Annotated in this window: 16 protein-coding genes and 3 pseudogenes; 6 read left to right on the forward strand and 13 right to left on the reverse strand. The window is 38.0% G+C overall.

What is annotated here, in order from left to right:
• Positions 1-100 precede the first annotated feature (100 nt).
• Entirely contained in the window at positions 101-1,129 is a 1,029-nt protein-coding gene (locus ACEN36_RS05635; RefSeq protein ID WP_407126140.1) for a DUF1538 domain-containing protein, read from the reverse strand.
• A gap of 191 nt (positions 1,130-1,320) precedes the next feature.
• Positions 1,321-2,595: a mechanosensitive ion channel gene (locus ACEN36_RS05640; protein WP_407126141.1), complete on the reverse strand. Its 1,275-nt coding sequence runs from the start codon at positions 2,593-2,595 to the stop codon at positions 1,321-1,323.
• Positions 2,596-2,779: 184 nt separating this feature from the next.
• Here ACEN36_RS05640 and ACEN36_RS05645 point away from each other — a divergent pair, with 184 nt between their 5' ends.
• Positions 2,780-4,120, forward strand: coding sequence for an MATE family efflux transporter (locus ACEN36_RS05645; protein ID WP_407096435.1), 1,341 nt, complete (start codon positions 2,780-2,782; stop codon positions 4,118-4,120).
• A 233-nt stretch (positions 4,121-4,353) separates the two neighbouring features.
• On the opposite strand, the gene ACEN36_RS05650 is transcribed toward ACEN36_RS05645, so the two are convergent.
• The 5 genes and pseudogenes from ACEN36_RS05650 to ACEN36_RS05670 all read right to left on the reverse strand — a co-directional run bounded on the left by ACEN36_RS05650 (position 4,354) and on the right by ACEN36_RS05670 (position 8,173).
• A complete protein-coding gene (locus ACEN36_RS05650; RefSeq protein ID WP_407096436.1) occupies positions 4,354-5,214 on the reverse strand; it encodes a DegV family protein in 861 nt (286 codons plus the stop codon).
• Positions 5,215-5,267: 53 nt separating this feature from the next.
• Positions 5,268-5,690 (reverse strand): DUF1801 domain-containing protein, encoded by a 423-nt coding sequence (locus ACEN36_RS05655; protein ID WP_407096437.1) that lies wholly within the window; start codon positions 5,688-5,690, stop codon positions 5,268-5,270.
• A 145-nt stretch (positions 5,691-5,835) separates the two neighbouring features.
• Positions 5,836-5,931 (reverse strand): annotated as a pseudogene (locus ACEN36_RS05660) (SEC-C metal-binding domain-containing protein); the annotation flags it as partial.
• A gap of 1,125 nt (positions 5,932-7,056) precedes the next feature.
• Positions 7,057-7,617 carry a hypothetical protein gene (locus ACEN36_RS05665; protein ID WP_407126142.1) on the reverse strand — a complete coding sequence of 187 codons (561 nt, stop codon included), beginning with the start codon at positions 7,615-7,617 and terminating at the stop codon, positions 7,057-7,059.
• Positions 7,618-7,738: 121 nt separating this feature from the next.
• Complete coding sequence (locus ACEN36_RS05670; protein ID WP_407126143.1) at positions 7,739-8,173, reverse strand: VOC family protein; 435 nt, start codon at positions 8,171-8,173, stop codon at positions 7,739-7,741.
• 289 nt (positions 8,174-8,462) lie between these two features.
• Here ACEN36_RS05670 and ACEN36_RS05675 point away from each other — a divergent pair, with 289 nt between their 5' ends.
• Entirely contained in the window at positions 8,463-9,512 is a 1,050-nt protein-coding gene (locus ACEN36_RS05675; protein ID WP_407126144.1) for a hypothetical protein, read from the forward strand.
• A gap of 24 nt (positions 9,513-9,536) precedes the next feature.
• Positions 9,537-10,214 carry a PspA/IM30 family protein gene (locus ACEN36_RS05680; protein WP_407096441.1) on the forward strand — a complete coding sequence of 226 codons (678 nt, stop codon included), beginning with the start codon at positions 9,537-9,539 and terminating at the stop codon, positions 10,212-10,214.
• Between the two features lie 457 nt (positions 10,215-10,671).
• On the opposite strand, the gene ACEN36_RS05685 is transcribed toward ACEN36_RS05680, so the two are convergent.
• The 6 genes and pseudogenes from ACEN36_RS05685 to ACEN36_RS05710 form a co-directional block, all read right to left on the reverse strand.
• Positions 10,672-10,953 (reverse strand): DUF503 domain-containing protein, encoded by a 282-nt coding sequence (locus ACEN36_RS05685; protein WP_407096442.1) that lies wholly within the window; start codon positions 10,951-10,953, stop codon positions 10,672-10,674.
• Positions 10,954-10,981: 28 nt separating this feature from the next.
• Positions 10,982-12,508: a pyruvate kinase gene (locus tag ACEN36_RS05690; protein ID WP_407126145.1), complete on the reverse strand. Its 1,527-nt coding sequence runs from the start codon at positions 12,506-12,508 to the stop codon at positions 10,982-10,984.
• A gap of 11 nt (positions 12,509-12,519) precedes the next feature.
• Positions 12,520-14,001, reverse strand: a complete 1,482-nt coding sequence (locus ACEN36_RS05695; RefSeq protein ID WP_407096444.1) for a phosphate:AMP phosphotransferase — start codon at positions 13,999-14,001, stop codon at positions 12,520-12,522.
• Between the two features lie 204 nt (positions 14,002-14,205).
• Positions 14,206-15,390 (reverse strand): annotated as a pseudogene (locus ACEN36_RS05700) (MFS transporter).
• A gap of 145 nt (positions 15,391-15,535) precedes the next feature.
• A complete protein-coding gene (locus ACEN36_RS05705; protein WP_407126146.1) occupies positions 15,536-16,741 on the reverse strand; it encodes a LysM peptidoglycan-binding domain-containing protein in 1,206 nt (401 codons plus the stop codon).
• Between the two features lie 190 nt (positions 16,742-16,931).
• Entirely contained in the window at positions 16,932-18,179 is a 1,248-nt protein-coding gene (locus ACEN36_RS05710) for a PQQ-dependent sugar dehydrogenase (RefSeq protein WP_407126147.1), read from the reverse strand.
• A gap of 942 nt (positions 18,180-19,121) precedes the next feature.
• Here ACEN36_RS05710 and ACEN36_RS05715 point away from each other — a divergent pair.
• The 3 genes and pseudogenes from ACEN36_RS05715 to ACEN36_RS05725 all read left to right on the forward strand — a co-directional run bounded on the left by ACEN36_RS05715 (position 19,122) and on the right by ACEN36_RS05725 (position 22,260).
• Complete coding sequence (locus tag ACEN36_RS05715) at positions 19,122-20,312, forward strand: glycine betaine/L-proline ABC transporter ATP-binding protein (protein ID WP_407096448.1); 1,191 nt, start codon at positions 19,122-19,124, stop codon at positions 20,310-20,312.
• 1 nt (position 20,313) lies between these two features.
• A pseudogene (locus tag ACEN36_RS05720) lies at positions 20,314-21,156 on the forward strand (ABC transporter permease); the annotation flags it as partial.
• Between the two features lie 219 nt (positions 21,157-21,375).
• Positions 21,376-22,260, forward strand: a complete 885-nt coding sequence (locus ACEN36_RS05725) for a glycine betaine ABC transporter substrate-binding protein (protein WP_407126171.1) — start codon at positions 21,376-21,378, stop codon at positions 22,258-22,260.
• The last annotated feature ends 577 nt before the right edge of the window (positions 22,261-22,837 follow it).

The raw sequence follows: 22,837 nt of genomic DNA on the forward strand, positions 1-22,837 counted from the left end.
ACGAAGCTGAACAAACAGCTTAAGACTAATTTTAACAAATTCGGTCACATTAATGCAAGCTTTTGCGAAGTAAAAGCTTGCATTAATGTGAGCCTTGGTTTTAGGACATTTTAACTTTCGCTTGACAATAAACAGATGCATCCATACCAGCAAGATTGTATCCAATTAAACTCCCAACGTTCATGAATCCAGCATTCACACCAACTAAGAAAATAATCAATCCTAGAAATACATAAACAATTCCTTTCAATACTCTTGCCAAAGGACGTTTGTGCAATTTTAAAGACAAAAAGTTGTATCCTAAGAAAGTTACCACAATTGGTACCAAAGCAATAAAAATTTCTTGAGAAATGATAGGTATTTCATGCAAGAATGGTTCCCACACGGTTCCAGATGGATTTAAATCAACAGGTAATTCACCAGTTAATTCATTTTGGCCAGTAATGATATTTAAAAACATCACTGCCATAATCGCACCAGAAGAAGAAATAGCCACTAATCCAAAACTGTCTTTTTCTGAAGCTTTTCCATTTTTTTTCATAGAAGAAATACCAGATGACAAAGACAACATAAAAGGTACTGTAAGAGCCCCTGTTGTGGCACCTGAAGCATCAAAGGAAATCGCTAAAAATTCACTAGAAGTAAAAAGTGAGAGGATAAAAATGAAGAGATAAACACCTGTTAAGATTTTAAATAAAGGAATACTGAACACAATACGCAATATTCCAACGGTCATCATGACCGCTATTCCTATGGAAACCGACACCAAGATAGTAGAACTTGGAACCAGCCCTCCAGTGACAGTATTGATCTGATTAGCTAAGATGTGCAAATCAGGTTCAGCAATTGAAATAAAAAATCCTAGAAATAATCCAGCAATCACAACTACCCAAACTTTATTGCTTTTTGTAACTCCTTTTCCCAGGTAATTACCAATAGGTGTTATACCAATATCGGTCCCTAATAAAAAAACAGCTAATCCAATAATAATGAATGTTGCTCCTAATAAGAATCGCAACACGACAGTTGTTTCTAAAGGAACAATAGTGAAATTTAATACTAAAACTATTGCAACGATTGGGAATACAGAGACTAGAACCTCCTTAAGTTTTTCTGTTAATGGGTTCAAATAAAATCCACTTCCTTTCCTATTTAATTGTTACTTAAAAAATAAACACTTATTATTGTACCATAGATTAAAAATACATGACTGAAAAATCGTGTACGCACTTGCTTTTAAAATCAGCTATTCCTTTAAACGCAGTAAAAACTGACTCAGTAAAAAGAGTCAGTTTTTATGCAACTTATATTGTTGTATTCTTAGATAGTTGAATCTGAATTTGAAGATGAGTCAGTTGTCTTATCAGCTTCTTTTTCTGCTTTTTGATTAGCTTTTTCAAGTGTACGTTTGGCAACGTCACGTCCACCAATACCAAAGGCAATAGCGAAGGCTACAGCAATACCACCCATAATGAAGATAAAGGCTGTATTAACAATGCTTGTTGCAAATTGCAATTGATCTAATGCCATAAAGATTGAGAAGATAATCAAGATGTACTTCACAGCTTCTCCAAAGAATTCGCTCTTCGTAGAACTAGAAATGAAGTTTCCTAATAATGTTCCTCCCACGATACCAAGGCCTAAAATAACTAATGCACTAATAACTAGTGGCAAGTAAGAAATGATCGCTGCTCCAATAGTGTTTAGAACTTCTAAGTTTAATACATTCAATGCTTCAACTAAGAAGAAAATTCCAATCACTACAGAAACGATTTGGCCAGCTAATTTAGCTAAGTCAATATTCATTTTACCGTTTGTATTCAAGTATTTCGTTAAGCTGTTGATACCTGTTCCACGTAATAAATCAGCAAGTAATTGTCCTACAAATTTAGCGATAAAGATCCCAAGTCCTAAAAGAATAACAGCTACTAAAACATTTGGAATGGCTGCTAAGATTGAGTTCAATACGCCCACTACTGGTCTAGAAATACTTTCAATTCCTAAAATTTCAAGAGCCGCAGTAGCAATTGGAATTAAAATGACTACGAAAACTAAGTTAGCTAAAACTTTAGCAATTGTCCCTTTTTGCGATTGTGATGGAGCTGAATCAGGTGTTTCTCCTGAACCACTTAATTTAGACATCCATTTATCTAAGTTAAGCGATAAAGCTAAGTTGTAAACCAGGTTCTTGACAAATTTTGCTACAAAGTACCCTAAAACTAGTATAAACGCCGCACCGATTAACGTCGGGATAAAGTTCAATGCTGTGTCAAACATGTTAGAGATTGGTTGAGCTACCGCAGTTAAACCTAACATACCAAGGATTGCTGGTAAGAATAATAACCATACAAGATAGTAGACAACATTTCCAATTGAATCAATGGTTGTGTTAGCTTGTTCTTCGGTTTGTACTACCCCCCATTTCACTAAACGTCTGTTAAAGCCTATTTTACGCAGGCCTTTTTGGATCCCTTTTCTTAATAATACTGCGATCAGCCAAGCAATTAGAAATAGGGCAATCGCACCTAATAGAGTGGGCAGAAAGTTAACGAATGAGTTGAAACCTGAACTGATAGTATTCGATATATTATCCATTTCATCTCTCTCCTTTATTTTTTGTAATATTTTGTACACATTTGAGTATAGACTATCTTTGCAAAAGATTAAAATAATATGCTTTATGCTTTTCTTTTTCAACTATTCATTTTCTGTATTGACAACGCTCCTGTGTATTGATACTTTTATAGTATTATTATTTTTTAGAAAAAGAGGTCATTAAATGAACGAAGAAAACCGTTTAGGTACAGAAAAAATTCCGAAATTGTTAATGGAATTTGCTATTCCGGCTATTATTGGAATGATGGTAAACGGGATTTACAATATTGTAGACAGAATATTTATTGGAAACGCCCCTGGTCTAGGTTCGCTAGGTTTAGCAGCTGTGTCGATTACCTATCCGGTAACATTGGTGTTATTAGCCTTTGCGTTAATGGTTGCTGTTGGTGGAGCTACTATTTTCTCCATTAGCTTAGGTAAAAAAGAAACCGATAAAGCGCAGCATTATTTAGGAAATGCACTGACCTTGGCTATTCTTTTAGGGGCTCTATTTATGATCTTCGGAAATATATTTATTGAGCCGATTTTGGTTTTCTTGGGGGCTAGTGCTGATGTACTACCGTACGCAGAGGAATATTTAAGTATTATTTTATATGGAGCTATCTTCCAAGCTATTGCTATGACACTGAATAACTTTGCTCGGGCAGATGGTAGTCCTAGAGTTTCTATGATTAGTATGCTCATCGGGGCAGGTTTCAATATTATTTTTGACTATATCTTTATCGTCCAACTGGGTTGGGGCATGGCGGGAGCTGCTTATGCCACAATTGGTGGTCAGTTTCTTTCTATGATTTGGCAGTTGTTTTACTTTTTGAGTGCTAGAAGCAATGTTAAATTAAAGATCAAAAACATGGCTTTAAAAAAATTCTACATCATCTCTATTCTTTCTATAGGGATCCCCGCTTTTATGCTCCAAATCGCTAATAGCGTATTAAACATTGTTCTAAATAATACCTTAGTAAATTATGGTGGAGATGTAGCCGTTTCTGTGGCCGGTATTATTACCAGTGCTGTTACTTTGATTATCATGTTTGTTTCCGGATTGATACAAGGGATGCAGCCGATCACAAGCTACAATTATGGAGCTAGGAAAGGTGACCGTGTCAAAGAAGTATTGAAAATGGGATCTATTATTGGTGGAGCCATTACCACCCTTGGTTTTTTAGCGATTCAGATCTTCCCAGAATTTGTAGTGATGATGTTTAATCAAGAACCAGCAGTCATTGAACTAGGAGTACCTGCTATTCGTATCTGGGTACTGGCATTTCCTTTAGTTGGGATTCAAATTGTCTGGGCCAATTATTTCCAAGCTATTGGTGAGGTTCGTCTAGCTAGTTTCTTGAATTTGATGCGGCAAATTATTGTGCTCATTCCATTAATTCTTTTATTCTCTCATCTCTTTGGTTTATATGGAGTCTATTTTGCAGTACCGACCGCTGAATTATTGGCTTTTGGGATTACGGCTTACTTCTTTAGAAATCAGTTTAAAAAAGACCGTTTCTAAATTGCAAAATGCTCACAAAAAAAGAGTCATTAGGTTTTCAACTCCTAATGGCTCTTTTTTTGTGAGCAAATGTTAACTAAATCGCCTATAACTCGTAATCTTACAATCTGTAGAGGTTATCTCCAGTCTGCTTAGATGCGTTGCGCAGACCAAAATTTACTCTCTCGTAAGTCTTAACATTTTGCTCCACGCTCTGGTTTAAACGCGCTAATCAAGGCAGCTAAACGCCTTGATTAGCGCTCTGATTTTTCATTATAGTAGAAAACGCCTACTCCGCCGATCCCTATGTGTGGCCCGAGTACTGCTCCTATTTTGAACAGTTCTATGTTGGCTTCTGGAATGATCTCTTTAATTTTTTCACCAATTATTTTTGCGATTTCCTCATCATCTGCATGACTAATTCCAATTGTTTGCTGCGTAAACTCTCCCACCCCATTTTGGACATCTTTAAGAATGCGTTTAAACACTCTTTTTTCTCCGCGAATCAATTTTTGAATTTTTATCCTGCCCTCTTCTAACTTCAAGTAAGGTCTGATATTTAATGCTGTTCCAACTTGGCCTGCTACTTTTGGTAAACGTCCACCCTTAACCAACCATTCTAAATTGGACACTGTAAAGTGGTATTCCATATGATCCGCACTCCATATGGCAAAGTCTACGATTTCTTCATAAGCACAGCCTTTTTCAATCATTTGCAACAGTTGCAGTGCAATCAAAGCACTACCACCAGCTCCACCTTTAGAATCTACAGCAGTAAACTTTAAATCTGGGTATTTTTCTTTATAACTTTGCATGATTTGATACCCTAAGTTATACGTTCCTGAAAGTTCCGATGATAGAGCTAAATAAATCACATCTTCTTTTTCTGCAACGTATTTATCCAATGCTTTCATCATAGACTCAGCTGAAATTTGCGAGGTCTTGGGAACTATTCCTTGTCGCATATAATCATAGACTGTATCTAATGCGATCTCTTCACCATCTAAATACGATTTTTCTGCAATCGTGATGCTCAAAGGCACCACTTCATAGTCATAATTGGCTTGCATCATTTCATTTTGATCGCAGTCGGAATCTATCATCAATCTTGTCATTCTCTTCTCCTTCAAAGATTGGTTTACCACCAACCGTTTCTTTCGCATTTCTTTTAGTTCATGCCATGCTCTTTCTGCAAATAGTCTACAGACTCATTGATCAAACGCGTTAAAGCATCTATGTGGATATCTGATAGACGTTTGACATACACGCAACCTTTTCCTTTAGTGTACTTGCCCAACTCATTCAATAGTACAACTTTTCTCTCTTCATTCAACCACAAATAAAGCGAAAACTTTCCTTTTCGGGGAGCAAAACTTGCTAGAGCACTGTCACCTTCATGTCCAGAAGGATATTTATAATGGTAACTACCGAAACCAATGATGCTTTCTCCCCACAGCTTAGCATCAAAACCAGTCGCTTCTCTAAATATCCAGATCAATTCTTTTGTTTCTTGTCTCTGCTGTTCATTTTCAATAGAATCTACGAATGCATCCACATTATGATCTGTTTCTTTTGTTTTAAGTTTTGCCACAATCTTCATCCCACCTTATCTTTATGGATGTATCTGTTGATTTCATTTTAATGGATAGTGTTAAAAATAGAAAGGGACTGTTTCAAAATCGAGTATGGATGCTCGATTTTGAAACAGTCCCTTTCGGTAACTCTATTCTATTTGTTTATTTTCCATGACACTTTTTGTATTTTTTACCGCTGCCGCATGGACATGGATCATTACGTCCAACTTTGTGCACCGTTACAGGTTGTTTCACCGGTTTTAAATTAGCAGATTGAACCATTTTGCTTGAGGCTAATTCTTGAATCGTAAAACCGTGATTGTGCCAAGTTCTTGAATGTTCTCTCAGCTCTTTAAACAATTCCACAAATTCCATAACTTCTTCTTTGCTGTCGAATGAGAATCCACGCTTAGTCAAATCTTGGTACAGTTTTTCTCCAGATTTGCCAATAACAGCTCCTTCAACAATCGTATACAAAGCGATATTCTTCGTATCTTCACCAAACTCCTTACGAGCAAGGAAGTTTTTCATGTTCAAGTATTGCAATAAATCCGCATTTATCCAATGGTCTTCATAATACTGAATATCTTCTATAGTCGGCATGAAGTAAGCTATGTGAAGGATACGTTTCAGACTTTCTTGTTCAATCCCCTCTGCATCAAATAATACCGAAGTGATAAGATTCTCATTGAAGATGAAATGAATATCCCAATCCGCTAAGTGAGTAATAGACTCACTGGCATTTTCTTCAGTGATGGCTTCACTATGGTGCTCATTCCACACCTTCACAAATTGTTCTACTGTGTACATGCCGTATAAATGGAGCAATGCCGTCACATACATTGAAAACTCTTGGTATTTAGCAGCTTTTACTGTATATTCTTCGTTATCCTCTAAGCTCTCGATTATTTCTTTTACTTCATCTGCTAAGAAAGGTTGAAATTCACCATCTTCTTCTTCCACATATAAGTATCCATACTCAGCTAAGGCAGCTAAGGGTTTAGCATCTAGGACATCAAAAATCGTTTCATTTTCTTTAAACGAAAGAACCTTTCTAAGCGTTCCTTGACTGTTGTTATCCATAGAGCTTAATAGATGAGGAAGGTTTTCCAGCATCTTTTCTTTCATACTTTCAGCCATTTTAGTTTTTGTATGACTTTTGTAAACTTTTATAGTGTGCTTGTCTGCAATATTCATCATCACGTCTTTTGTGTTTGATTGCAGCAATGTTACCAGCCCATTAGTTGAAGTGCTGGCTGTTGTTTCTTTACCATTCATGAATATTACTCCTGACCTTTTTATATCTTTCATTAGTCTATCTTATTATTTGCTGTAATAGCAACCTTTTTTAGAAAAATAATGCTTTTTCAAATGATTTTTTCATTAAGATAAGATATTCTTCTCTTTCAGCATTTTGCCAGCTTCTTCTATTTCTAATTTTGTTTCATAATACCGATTCCAAACCGTTACTAAGTAATGGACATTTATGTAGCCGAATATTTGCTTAAAAGTTGCGGCGTTACGATAAAAAGAACCAAAATTACCTGTCTCATTGCTAGTTGATACAGTTGAGTCTTGGCTTATTTGTTCAGTCCACTCGTTCGGCATTTTCATTTTTATTTGTTCACTGTCTACATATACAAATAAATAACCTTTTTCAATCCATTTTTGCAGTTGTCTAAACTCTGCTTCTTCAGCATTCTGCAGTTGCAGAAACGCTTCTTTTTCGGTTGAAGAAAAGTGGCTCCATTCAGTTGAAAAATGTTCTTTGATTACTGGAATCAATAACTCGGTGATTTTTGCCTTAGTATAACTTTTTCTTACCTCTACTTGATGCTGTACAGCTAATTGGAACAAATTATCTTTTTTGTAACTCATTAAGTGATCTGTTAAAGTTTCCTTAGGCATTCCCTTAATGACCCATAAATCTATTGCAGATTCCATACTAACCCCGACTTTCTATACATAATACTCTCATTTTACAACAAATTCGCCTTTTCGTAAAATAAGCGTCAAAAAAGAGGGCTCAACAACAGTCTCCCCCTCCTCACATTGTCCTATTTAGTTATCCATAGGTTGTATATTCTGTATTATCGAATTGATTGAAATCCATAAAACTAATTTCCCACAAATGACCATCTAAATCACTGATGCGTTTAAAATACATCATTTCTTCTTCTCCAGGATTTGATTTGTCTTTTCCTCCTGCTTCAAGAGCTTTATTGAATACTTCGTCTACTTCTTCTTTAGAAGAAAGATTAATGGCTAGGATATTTTCGTTTTCTTTAGTGGTATCTGTTATGCCTTTATGGGTGAAACTGCTGAAGAATTCTTCCATCAATAACATAACATACATATTAGGTCCCAAAACTAAACAAGCTGCATTCTCATCCGAAAAACGCTCATCAAACCCAAAACCTAGTTGCGCGAAAAATGTTTTTGACGCTTTTAGATCTTCCACTGGTAAATTAACAAATAGCTGACTGGCTTTTACTTCCATCTGTTTTCACCTCTCTTCTTCATTATCCTGAGTTACCTAAGTAAGCACTGCTGCTTTTCAAAAAAGTCGCTATTTTAGGGCGCTCTGTTATTTGCTTACATTATACTGCTTTTTGTTTGATAGCGCGAAAGTTACGTTGTACATTTTTATATTCGTGAATACTGCTTATATTATTACTGGGTATAGAGTTTTCCGTTACTTCGCAATATCATATAAATTGACAGCGTTTAACACACTGTGCTAGATTTAGGATACTAGCATTAGGTTGCATTAAGGGAGTGACACACATATGGGTAGAGGTGGCGGCAGTAGAGGCGGCGGTAGTCGCGGAGGAGGAGGATCTTTCGGGGGCAGTCGTGGTGGAGCCGGCCGAAGCGGAGGCGGCTTCGGGAGTGGCAGAGGAAGCAGTGGCGGTTTTGGGGGCTTTGGAGGTTCTTCGAGAAACAGAGGTGGTTACAACCGCCCTTCAAGACCAATCTTTATTCCAACTCGTCCCTTCTATGGCTCAAGACCCCGCAGTGGACGTTATTATGGTACTGGTGGCGGCGGAGGAGGTTGCGGCAGCTCTGGTTGCAGCACCTTAATTATCGTTTTACTGGTTATCGGAGCTATTCTGTATTTCTTTGGTTCCAGTTCAATCGGTACCAGCGGCAGCAGTGATATCACCCGTTCCACTATAGAACGAGAAGCACTACCTGAAGGTTCTGTAAATGAAACTGATTACTACACTGATCAAGCAGGTTGGATTGGTAATCAAACCGTTATGACAGACGGACTACGCCATTTCTATAATGAAACTGGAGTTCAGCCGCATGTCTATATCGCAGATAACATAAACGGTTCTACATCACCTACCAGCGCTGAACTAGAGGAATTCTCGCGAAATTTATATGATGAATTATTTACCGATGAAGCTCATTTATTATTGGTATTCTTCCAAAGAAGTGAAGCTGACTACGGCAATTACATGGATTACTATGTGACTGGAACGCAGGCAAAAAGTGTGATCGATACTGAAGCCGGAGACATTTTGTTGGACTATCTGGATAGGAATTATTACGATGAGAGTCTAACTGAAGAAGAATTTTTCAGTAACTCGTTTCGTGATGCAGCAGATAGAATGATGGAAGTAACCCGCTCTCCATGGATCACCGTCTTTATCATTTTAGGTATCGTAATATTGATTTTCTTGCTTTACACTTGGTGGAAACGAAAACAACAACAAAAGAACTTAGAAGCTAAACGTACAGAAGAAATGTTGAGTAAACCTCTAGATACTTTTGGTGATTCTGCAGCAGAAGATTTGGCAAAAAAATATGAGAACGACAATAAAAAATAAACCCACTTTTAGGAGGAATGCAACATGGCAATTTTAAATCGGTTCCAAGATATCATTAGTGCAAATATCAACGCAATCATCGACAAAATGGAAGATCCGGAAAAAATGATTGACCAGTACCTGCGCGACATGATGGAAGACTTAGCAGAAGTGAAACAAAATACCGCTGGTGTTATGGCTGAAGAAACCAAATCAAAACGCTTAGTAGATGAGAATGAAGCAGAAGTTATGAAATATACAAACTTTGCCAAAAAAGCTGTTGAAGCTGGTAATGATGATGATGCTCGTGTTTTCCTAGCTAAAAAACAAGAATTGGAAGATATCGGGACTGGGTTGGCGAAATCATACGCTTCCGCACATGAAAATGCCTCAAAGATGCGTCAAATGCATGACAAATTGGCTTCGGATATTGAAAAACTTAGAGGCCGCCGTTCAATGATCAAAGCACAAATGTCTGTGGCAGATACACAAGAAAAACTTAATAATGTCAGTGACTCTATTGGAAAAACAGAAGGTGCTATGAGTGCTTTCCAACGGATGGAAGAAAAAGCATCTCGTAGATTGGATGAAGCCAATGCCATGTCTGAATTAAACCAAGAACCCGAAGATCCAGCAAAATCATTGGAAGAAAAATACTCTTCTCAAGGATCTGCTGCAGTTGAAGACGAGCTAGCTCGTCTAAAAGGGGAAATGGGTAAATAATCTTCATTTTAAAGAGCTGGATTCAGGATAGGAATTCCTATCCTGAATCCAGCTCTTTTTTTGATACGGTGATTAAATGGAGAGAAACATGTGCTTAGGATAGCCAGCATGACGGTTATGTTATGTTTATTCCTCAAGTAGGGCTTTATCTTATGTTCACTTGAGGAATAAATCTACTTTATTAGTCAAGTGATAGTTTAATTGGTTGCGGCTTGAAGAGTAAACGTACTTTATTAATCAAGTGAGCAGTCATATAATACTCAGTTGACTAATAATCCACGTTTTCTATTCGAATGCGTGCCCTTTTCTCTCCAGAAGCATTCATAAACATGACTAAAACTAAAATTGGCTGGCATAAGTCCAATAGAATCTCGAACTCAAACCAGCCAATCAGCTACGCATGAACTACACGCTGTTCCTTTGCTCTTTTCTTAAAAAAGTTGCGCAGATCTCTCATTCACGCTTCAAATCGTTCAATTTTATACACTTCTATTGCATATGTTTTTTCGATTTCGTCCAGCACTCTGTCTAAAACTGTATGGCATTGTTGATATTCATTTCCAACTACACTTATGCCAATAACACCCTGATTCAGCATATCCTGCTTGTCAATCTCCGCTATACTGATATTGAATTTGCCATGCATTTTATGAATCATGCTTTTGACTACGCTTCGTTTATCTTTTAGAGAAAATGAATCATCGATCCGAAACATTAATTCCATTCCAACTATTGCCATTGAGTCCACCTCGATTGCCTCTTTTGGTTTAGTTATCTTTTTCAACTTCGCGTTTTGCAATGCTCAATGCTCTTAATTTAGGGGTCTTTTTGTATTCGTGCTCGTGCATTTGTTTAATGATTTCGGCTAAGAAGTCTACGCTTTCTACTAAATATTCTCCTTTATTCAACATCACACATTCTGAACGACTACCTTGGGCTGCATCCGTCACTTCTGCTCTAGTGGGGATTCCGCTGGCAACCATATTTTCCAATACTTGCGTTCCCCATACTACCGGCACGTCTGCCGCTTCACAAATCCAGAGAATCTCTTGCTGCAATTCAGCTAATCTCAAGAAACCAGCTTCAACTGCCAAGTCCCCACGAGCGATCATGACGGAAAAAGGATTTTGTCCGGCTGCTGCTACTATGATTTCAGGCAACTTCAGCACACCTTCAACGGTCTCTATTTTAGCCATCAAAGGAACAGAAAGAGCCTTTTCCTCCGTCATTCGTTTTTGCAATTCTTCCTGAATGTGCTGCACATCTTCTGCATTTTTTACAAATGAAAAACCTATAATGTCTGCATGTTTGCAGACAAAATCCAAATCTTGTTTATCTTTGTCAGTAAGGAATTCCATTTTTAATTCCGATTCTGGAAAATTCAGTCCTTTCTCTGCTTTTAAACGAACCCCTTTTTTAGAGTCCACTTTCTTGACCTCGATCATGACTCCCTCATCAATGACTTCTTTCACTATCCCTTCTACAATTCCATCATCTATTTTTATAGGGTCGCCCTTTTTTAAATCATCTAAAATTTCAGGTACACTGCAGCCTAATACCAAATCAATACCATTTACTTTTTCTGGTATTTCAGCACCCGTTAATAAAAACTTATGCCCCACTTTTACTTTTGGTTTCTTTAATGTAGTAAAAGTCCAGCTAACTCGAGCTTTAGGCCCGGCAATATCCATCAGTACCTGACACTCTTGCCCCAATTTCTTCTCACATTTGCGGATCGTTTTAATCATGGCTGACCATGTTTTAAGGTCATCATGGGCACAATTGATGCGGCCTACATTCATTCCTGCTTTCATTAATTTCTCTATCAGAGAGCTGTCTTTTGCCGCTTCGCTGGGTAGTGTCACCATGATACGGGTAAATCGTTCTTTTGGTTTCTTTCCAAATATCGTGGCTGTATTCTTTTCCAATTCTTCATTTCCAGAAATGTAGGACTCGATAGACGGATATTCCAGTTGTTCCGAGCCTATATCCTTTTCCAATATCTTTCCTAAGCTCAAAATAACAGCATTTAGATTGTCCAACACTCTGGATTCCAGTCTTCCAAGTGAGGATAGTCCCCACGGTGTTAAACCTTCTTGGATTTTACGGATGTCATGATTCCGCAGTACTAGATAATAAGCCAAATTACGAGCACTTAACTCCTTATGCTCTTTTTTTAAAAACGGTTGCCATTTGTCATATAATTTATTGCCTTCTTCAACAACCTCTTCTCGTAAGGCAATCAGTTTGTCATACAATTTTTCTGGATATTCTAAATAGGTGTTTTTAGACACTTTAGTTCCTCCTAATTCGATTCTTGATGTTCAGCAATAATCTTTTTTGCTTGATTAATAAACGTTTCGAGCACTTGGATACGAGCGTATTTTTTATCTTTTCCTGCTACGATTGTCCATGGTGCTGTTGATGTACTCGTACGTACCAGCATTTCATTCATTGAATCAATGTATTCATCCCATTTTTTACGATTTCGCCAGTCTTCATCGGTTAGTTTGTACACTTTATCTGGCTCGTTTTCACGATCTTTGAAGCGTTGTAATTGTTCCTCTTTATCAATGTACAGAAAGAACTTGACGACAAGCGTACCAAAATTAGTCAACTGAGCTTCCATTTGATTGATTTCTTCGTATGCCCGGTCCCATTCTTCAACCGATGCAAATCCCTCCACTCTTTCGACCATTACACGACCATACCAGCTGCGGTCAAAGATCTTGATATCTCCTCTTTTAGGAAAATTCTGATAAAATCTCCATAGATAATGGTATTGTTCTTCTAACTTATTGGGCGCAGATGTAGTGATCACTTCATAGCCTCGAGGGTCCATTTCTCGAGTCAGTCGTTCAATAGCACCGCCTTTTCCAGCCGCGTCCACTCCTTCAAAAACAAGAATAGTCGGTATTCTTCTAGTATAGAGCTGGAAAGCCAGTTGTTGCGCTTCTAGTTGAAGGGCATCTTTTCGTTCGTCGTATTCCTGATCTGATAAACTAAGAGTCAAATCGACTTTTTCTAACGGTCTTTCTACCTCAGAGTATTCCCGAAAATGCTGAACGCCTCCATTTTTCATCCCCATGATACGGTCGATTCCTTGATGAATTAAATCTATTGACATGCCTAATACTTGTTCAGAAGCTGCTTTTTTATCTTCCGTAGAAATGATATGCCAACGACTGAAAGGAAAATCAGATTTTTCCAGAACCTGTTCAAAGTGTTCCAAATAATCTTTATAATGCTGATACTGTTCTTCATCCCGCTCACTGATCATAAATTCTCTATAAGGATCTTTTTTCAATTCATCGATCCTTTTTTGTTGCGTCTTTTCTTTTTGATGCAAGAAGAACTTCAAGATGATCGCTTTATCATCCAACAGTTCTTTTTCAATGAGACTAATGTCTTGAATTCCTTGCTCCAATTCCTCTTTATTGATCGACAAATCCGTTAATAATTTGAAATAAAAACTGCGGTCAAAAATAGCAACATCCCCTTTTTTAGGGATTTTTTCCCAAAAACGCCACAAAAATGGTCGCGCATTTTCTTCTTCTGTTGGTGTTTCAAAAACACTCACTTTATAAGATTTCGGATTTAATTCACGGACTAAGTCTTTGATGACATATCCCTTTCCAGAAGACTCCCAGCCGTCAACAATGATCAGCACAGGAATGTCCAAATTTTTCACTAGGCGTTGTGCTCTTGCTAACCGCTCCCCTAATTCTTTGCGTTTAAAATTGGTATACAGATTAGCAGTTTCTTTAAATGAAAAGTCCTTTAACATTCTCCCACCTCCGTTTTAGTGTAGCTTTGTATTTATTATAAATTCTTAGCGGCATATTTACGAAGAAAACGGTTTATACACCTTCTATATACACAGTCCTGTCTTTGTCAATTGTTGATCATTAAAATAAAGAGGCAGCTTTTCCCTGATCAGAGAAAGCTGCCTGCTTAATTAATTATGCATCGTTCTTCATTCTTTTATCCTTCATTTGCCCAAAAGATCATTGGTTTTGGTGAATAAATAATGGTTCATTTTTTCTGAACTCCACGTCATGAGAATGATACTGAATAAAATATAATAGGGAAAAAGCGCAATGGTATTCATTGAAACTAATCCGCTGAAAACAATCGGCATAATAGAACTCCCAATATAGGCAAATGCCACTTGCAGCCCCATGACTGACTGAGATGCACTTCTGCCAAATCGATTTGGCGTATCATGCATCATGCTGGGATACATAGGCGCACATCCTAAACCGACCAACAACAGTCCAATCATTGAAAAGAAGTCAGGCAACGGCAAAATCAATACCACACTACCAGCCGCACAAATCACTTGTCCGATACGAATCAAGTTTTTATTGTTGATCGTATAGGTTAAAAAGCCGGAAACCAGTCTTCCTACCGTTATGCCTAAGAAAAACAGCGACGTCCACCGAGCTGCCAGTTCAGGTGGTAAGCCTTTGTATTCTACGAGATAAGTACTGCTCCATAATCCAGTAGTCGTTTCTATGGCGCTGTACAAAAAGAAAGACAATACCGATAATTTAACACTCGATTGTTGGATAACACTTTTTTTAGATTGCTGTTTCTCTTCGTCTTCTGCAGCCATCCGAGTGTCAGCTTGCTCTATTTTCTTCCATCTAGGTAATGCAGTAGCTATAATCACTACTAAGGCCAGCTGTAGAATACCAATCGTTAAATATCCGTTTTCCCAACTGCCGCGCGCAATGAAAAAAGACAAAATCAGTGGCCCGAGCGTTGCTCCCAATCCCCAAAAACTATGTAACCAACTCATATGGCTGGCTTTGAACTATAATGCCACAAAGTTGTTTAATGCCGCATCCACCGATCCTGCTCCCAATCCTAAGGGAATCGCTAAGACACATAACCACCAAAACGCAGGTAAAAAAGCAAAACCGAGTAAAGCAACCGCTGTAAGGAAGATACTGACCAGTGTCACTTTTCCTGTACCGAATCGTTTCAACATTCTCCCACTTAGTAAGCTGGACACCACTGTTCCTACAGTCGTAATAACCGAAATCCAGCTGACTGAAGAAATCGAAACCCCTAACCCCTGATACATAGCTGGCCAAGCAGAGCCCAGCAATGAATCTGGCAGTCCTAAACTGATAAAGGACACATACACAATCACCAAAATCAACGTCATTTAATTTATTCCTTTCATTCTTACAGAAATGTTGTAATCGCTTTTTATCTCTTTAAGTGTACTGTTTTTCTTTAAAATAGTACACGAAAAATAAAAGAAAAATCCAAGAATCTCATTCTTGGATTTTTCTTTTATTTCGATACGCTTAATTTGGGATTGTCAATACCTGTCCGATTCGAATCAGATTGAGATTAGCCATATTATTGGCTTTCGCGATCTCTAAGGCTGTCGTGTTGTATCTTTGTGCGATTCGATATAACGTATCTCCAGCTTTAACTGTATATTTGACAGGGGTCGTAGGCGGTGGTGTGGTTTGAGAGCGTGTTGGAATCGTCAATATTTGGCCGACTCGAATCAAACTTGGGTTGGTGATTTTATTTGCTGCAACGATTTGTTGTACCGTTACACCATATCTTAGTGCAATCGCATAAAGTGTGTCTCCAGCTCGAACAGTATGTCTTAGACTAGTAGGAGGAGGTGTTGTCCCGCCAGATCCTGGAATCGTCAATACTTGCCCGACTCGAATCAAATTCGGATTAGCCAAGCGATTGGTTGTTGCCAGTTGTTGAACGGTCACTCCATAACGTAACGCAATGCTGTACAATGTTTCTCCTGCTTTAACAATATGTGTTCTCCCACTTGTAGAAGAACTTTGATACGTTAATAGTTGAGAAACAGTCACAAATTTATATCCCAAAGCTTTTAATTTACTGATCATTCCGGGTAAAGCTTCAGGAGTAAACGTATCTTGTCCTGCATGCATCAACACAATAGCACCTGGTACGATGTTATTAATCACTTTATTAGTCATCGTTGCGGCAGAGTCTCCTCGCCAATCAACCGTATCAATTGTCCACATGATCGTTTTGGTATATCCCATTTCTCCTACCGTATTCAAAACGGTAGTACTGGACGCACCAAACGGCGGTCTAAAGAGCGGCTTAGTTGTTTTCCCGGTAGCATTTTTGACCATGGTCTCGGTTCTATTCAATTGGTCTTTCACTTGAGTGGTTGAAATTTTAGTAAAATCAGGATGGTTGAAGGAATGGTTTCCAATCTCGTGGCCTTGATTGACAATATTGCGAATCAAATGAGGGTGTTGTTGAGTGGCGGCTCCAGTAAGGAAGAAAGTTGCTTTAATATTGTTTTTAACTAAAATAGCCAAGATTTCGTTGATATGTCCGCCATCACTTCCGTCATCAAATGTGAAAGAAACGACTTTAGTGGTAGTATTTACTCGATAAACAGCTTGAGAGGGTGCTGCAAAGACCGGCACTGCTAAAGAAAACATCACCAGCAAGGAGGCAACTAGTGCTGCAATTACTTTCACTAGTTGAATTTTTTTTATCATCTCTATCACCTATTCTTTCTCATTCAAGCCTTAGCATGCGGGTGTGGAATAAACAGACGACAAAAGGAAGGATAGCTTTTTTATCATGGACATTCCTCCTACAGCTCATTATTGGTTCATCTTTTTTCACCTTTATTATACTTTATTTTTGCATCCATATACATCACAACAGACTATATAACAGCACAAATTAATTCGTTTCTTGAAGGCGATACAGTTTGCCGTTGAAGTCTACAATAATCAATTCTCCCTTTTCATCTAAGCCAAATGAAGAAATCATCAGGTCTGTATCAGCGATCTCCGCATTGTCTACAGATTCCTTATCCGTCATCCAAAGTGCCCATAGTTTTCCGGACACAAAATCTCCGTATATATACGTACCTTTTAGGCTGCTATTGTCTTCACCATTATAAACATATCCTCCTGTAATAGATTGCCCTTCAGAATGATCGTATTCCCAAATAGGTTCCTCCAGATCAAGTTCTTCCATTGAATCTTCAGGTGCATATTCCATTGTGCCTTCCATCAAACGCCAACCATAATTTTTGCCTGTTTCTATTAGATTGATTTCTTCCATAGCATTCTGCCCGACATCTGCCAACCAGATCCATTCCCGTTGTGCATCAAAACTAAACTTCCAAGGGTTACGCAGTCCATAAGCAAAAATTTCTTCTCGATAACCTTGATCGTTTCCAGCAAATGGATTATCTTCAGGAATCCCGTAAGGCAATCCGTTTGTTGAATTATCTACATCAATCCGCAGCAATTTGCCATAAATTTCATCTAGTGATTGTGCATTGTCTTGAGGATCTCCGCTTCCCCCTCCATCTCCGGTTCCAACATACAAGTAGCCATCTGGTCCAAAAGCAATATGTCCCCCATTATGATTTGTATAAGGTTGTGGAAATTCCATCAGAGTCATTTCACTGTCCAGCGCTGTTTCGTAAGTCAATGGGTCAGCTTCAAAACGAGACAACTTGGTTCCTTGTGCATTTGTGTAATTCACATAAAAATACCCATTTTCACTAAATTCTGGATGAAATGCCAACCCCAATAGTCCCATTTCATTTCCCGCTAAACTGATCTTATTGCTTAGATCGATAAAAAGTTCTTTTTCAGCCGCATCCGGTAAGTTTTCAAACGCATAAATTTTACCAGTTCGCTCAACCACAAAAACAGTATTCGATTGGTCACTTGCTGCAGTAAAAAAGAGCGGTTGTTCAAAAGTTAGATTTACATAGGCCTCTCTTATTTCATAGGTTGCAGGTTCAAACTCTTCAGAGACAGCATCTGATTGTATTTGAGATTCTGAGGTTTTTTCAGCAGATTCGTTTGAAGATTCAACTTGACTGCTTGAGGTCATTTCTTCATCTGTTGAGGATTCGCATGATACGAGTAAGGGGAGAGAAAACAGTAGGAATAACAGTATTATTTTCATCACATGGAACTCCTTTCTGCAAAACAACTTTCTTCTATTGATATAGGCGGTTTCGATACTCATTGAGGACAGGTAGCTGGAAATAGACAGGTTCATTTTAAAAATAAGTGGATGGATTAAAAAAGGAAGGAACCTCTGTTAGGCTCCTTCCTCTCATATGTGCAACACGTGTACTCACATTTTTATTTTCGATGCCACTTCTCATAAATGGTCTTACTACAACTAGATAGATGTCACTAAAGATTTTCTGAACTAAACTTTTTACATCTTGGTTCTTTGAATCTTTATTCTTAGAAGAGTGTTCTTTGAATAGTGTTTCTAAAAATCTAGCTGTGAGATACTCCGTGCTGCTATGATAGTAGATCCTAGTTTGATGTCTTCAATAATATTATAAATCTACGAAGTACATCAACTAAGATACTTTGGGTCAACAGCTCTACTTAAACCGTTAACCTAAGAACCTTATAAAAAGGTTCTTCTAAAGAGCGGCATGCTCTTTCTTTTCTTATCTAATGTTTCTGGCATGTCCCTCTTTACACATAGAATATAACATGAAAGCGTTTGCTTGTCAATGAGTTTTTCTTTCTTTTTTTATCTTTTTATCATAAAATACAGCATTTTCGTACTATGTCTTTTTCCAAGTTCGCTCTCTTTAGTTTAGCAATGACTAATTTTTAGTGCACGAAAATTCAGCTCCTTCCATATTTTCTCACTAAATTCTTAGAGTTCTGTCATATCGCATTTAGTAAACGATAACATTCTGATTTACGTCCTTGTGTTATTTTACATACAAGTTTCATGTATGTTACGGTTATTATTGTGTTCAAGACGCGGGAAAAAAACAAAAACTGTTTAAAAAGACGATGGAATCGATCTTTTGCACGCTTTTCACGTCAAACTGATTCCATTAGTTTTTAAAATAAACAAAGGAGTTGAACCTTTTTGCCTAAAGTAACTGTTGAAAATTTATCAAAAGTTTTTGGAAAAAAAGAAGAACAAGCTTTAAAGTTAGCCAGCCAAGGTAAAACAAAAGCTGAAATTCTTAAAGAAACTGGTGCCACTCTTGGTGTAAATAATGCTAGTTTTTCTGTTGAACAAGGAGAAATATTTGTGATCATGGGTCTTTCCGGAAGTGGAAAATCGACACTCGTTCGTTTGCTGAACCGTCTGATTGAACCTTCTAAAGGTGATGTCTTTATTGATGGAAACAATATTTCACAAATGGGAAAAGATGATTTACGTAACGTCAGAAGAAAAGAAATGAGTATGGTTTTCCAAAACTTCGGACTATTCCCACAACGTACGATATTAGAAAATACGGAATACGGATTGGAAATCCAAGGTATGGATAAAGCTGAACGTCGTCAACGTGCAGAAAAAGCATTAGACAATGCTGGACTACTTGCCTATAAAGATCAGCTTCCTAGTCAGCTTTCAGGAGGAATGCAACAACGTGTTGGGTTAGCGCGTGCTTTAGCTAACGATCCTGAAATCTTGTTAATGGATGAGGCCTTTTCAGCATTAGATCCTTTGATTCGTCGGGAAATGCAAGATGAATTGGTTGAAATGCAAGATAAAATGAACAAAACCATTATTTTTATTACGCATGATTTGAATGAAGCTTTACGTATTGGTGATCGTATCGCCTTAATGAAAGATGGAGAAATTGTTCAAATCGGCACTGGAGAAGATATTCTTACCAGTCCAGCAAATGATTATGTAGAAAAATTTGTTGAAGATGTCGATCGCGCTCGAGTATTGACTGCTGAAAATATCATGGCTCGCCCGACTGTATTAAAACTCGGACAAGACGGACCAAACGTTGCATTACGTCGTATGGAACAAGAAGGGATCTCCAACATATTGGTGATCGACGACAGTCGTAAATTACACGGATACGTTACAGACGAAGGTGCTGCGGTTGCTGTTAAAAGACAAGAAAAAACATTGGATAAAGTCTTAAGAACCGATGTTCCTACTGTAGAACGCACTACACTGATCAGTGATATATTTGAAGTTATTCATGACGCTTCGACTCCAGTTGCTGTTGTAGAAGACGGTAAATTGTTAGGAATCATTGTTCGTAGTCAAGTCATTGCTGCATTAGCAAAAGATAGTGAGGTGTCTTTATAAGATGGAAAACAGTATATTAGATAACATCCCAGAATTACCGGTTGCAGAACATGTTGAGATGTTTATGGATTGGCTGACAGCCGTTTTAAAACCAGTATTTAATTTCATACAGTCTTTCAGTGAAGTCATTATGGAGGGTTTAACAGATTTATTACTACTTGTTCCCCCACTTCTATTTATTATTGTGATTGCCGCTATTTGTTTCTTTGCAGCTGGCAAGAAATTTGGATTGGCTGCTTTTTCAATCGTCGGTTTACTGTATGTTCAAAACCAAGGACTATGGGAAGACTTGATGAACACTATTACTTTGGTCATTATTTCTAGTCTGATATCCGTTATTATCGGTGTACCACTGGGAATCTTAATGGCTAAAAGCAAATGGGCCAGCACGATCGTTACCCCTATTTTAGACTTTATGCAAACTATGCCGGCTTTTGTGTATTTGATTCCGGCTGTAGCTTTCTTTGGGATTGGTATGGTACCAGGGGTTTTCGCTTCTGTTATCTTCGCTCTTCCACCTACCGTACGTTTTACAAATTTAGGTATTCGCCAAGTTTCGGAAGAATTAGTGGAAGCTGCGGATTCATTTGGTAGCACGGGTTCACAAAAATTATTTAAAGTAGAATTGCCGCTAGCTAAATCAACTATCATGGCAGGTATTAATCAAACCGTTATGTTAGCTCTATCTATGGTGGTTATAGCTTCAATGATCGGTGCCCCAGGATTAGGTTCTGAAGTCCTTTCTTCTCTACAAAGAGCCCAAGTAGGATCAGGATTCGTATCCGGACTAGCCTTAGTAATCCTCGCCATCATCATTGACCGATTGACACAAAAGTTAACTAAATAAAACAGAGCGTGGAACAAGGCGCTTAGACTCTCGTAGAGTTCATCTTTCTCTTTTAATTGGGTGCTTTTCCCAAATAAAAGAGAAAGTGAAATCTTAGAGAGTCTGCCTTGTGCAACGCGTTTAAAAGAGCAAACTAAAAGCACTACCCTATTATTCAAACGAACAACCCGCATAGCGGATAAAAAGTACAAAAAGGAGAGTTTTAATTTGAAAAAAATGAATTGGAAACGTCTAGGATTGACAGCTACATTAGGAACAACGTTACTATTAGCAGCTTGTTCTTCAGGTGATGAAACAGCTCAAGAAGATACTGTTGGTAAAGGTGAAGAAATCGAATTATCTTATGTTGCATGGGATACTGAAATTGCTTCAACAAATGTTATTGGTAAAGTATTAGAAGACTTAGGGTATGACGTTGAATTAACTCAATTAGACAATGCTATTATGTGGGAATCAGTGGCCAGCGGAGAAGCTGACGCAATGGTAGCAGCTTGGTTACCAGGAACTCATGGTGCACAATTTGAAGAGTACGGTGACCAAATGGTTGATTTAGGCCCTAACTTAGAAGGCGCGGCTATTGGTTTAGTTGTTCCATCCTATATGGATGTTGATTCTATTGCTGATTTAACAGATGAAGCTGATATGACAATTACAGGAATCGAACCTGGTGCTGGTGTTGTAGCCGCTGCTCAACAAGCTGTTGAAGACTACGACAACTTAGAAGGTTGGACAGTTCAAACTTCTTCTTCTGGTGCTATGACAACTACGTTAGGTCAAGCATATGAAAATGAAGAAGACATTGTTGTTACTGGTTGGTCTCCTCACTGGAAATTCCAAAGTTATGACTTGAAATACTTGGAAGATCCACAAGGTACATTTGGTGAAGCTGAAACAATCAACACAATGGCTCGTGACGGCTTAGAAGAAGATATGCCTGAAGCTTACCAAGTGTTGGACCAATTTGAATGGACAACAGCAGATATGGAAGCTATTATGTTAGACATTCAAGAAGGAACAGATCCGGAAGACGCAGCTGCAACTTGGGTTGAAGAAAATCAAGACAAAGTTGCTGAATGGACAGAAGGCGTAACAGCAGAATAATAATATACACTAAAAGGATCAACTCTTTGGCTTAAGGCTTAAGGAGTTGATCCTTTTTTGGTCGAGATTGTATTATTTAAAATATTGCCCATGAAGAACAAATGGATTTCTTTAAGACGTTGTTTTCCTCTAACTGAAGATTAAGTGAAACGGATAGACTACTTCACGTTCTAACACTGACTTACCGCCCTTTTTGTTAAGCACTCTATGGTACATGAACACTTCCTTAGTACTATACCTCACTGTTCAAAAGCACTATATGGTAGTTGAACACTTCCTTAGCACCATATCTCACTGTTTGAAAACACTATAGGGTACTTGAACACCTTTTAGTACCATATCTCTCTGTTTGAAAGCAACATATGGTACTTGAACACCTTCTTAGTACCGTATCTCTCTGTTTGAAAGTAAGCCGCGCTACCTAACATCTAACATTCATAACCCCTAGTCCTAGCCTGATCCTCAAGCCCTTCAGATAGCATCTTTGTACTGTCAATCCAAAAAACGAAAGTATCCCACTTCTTTAATATGAATGAAATAAAAAGTAAAAAGCATTCCCGCTATTGGATGAAAATTC

Source organism: Desemzia sp. FAM 23989, assembly GCF_045528345.1.
Classification (GTDB): Bacteria; Bacillota; Bacilli; order Lactobacillales; family Carnobacteriaceae; genus Desemzia.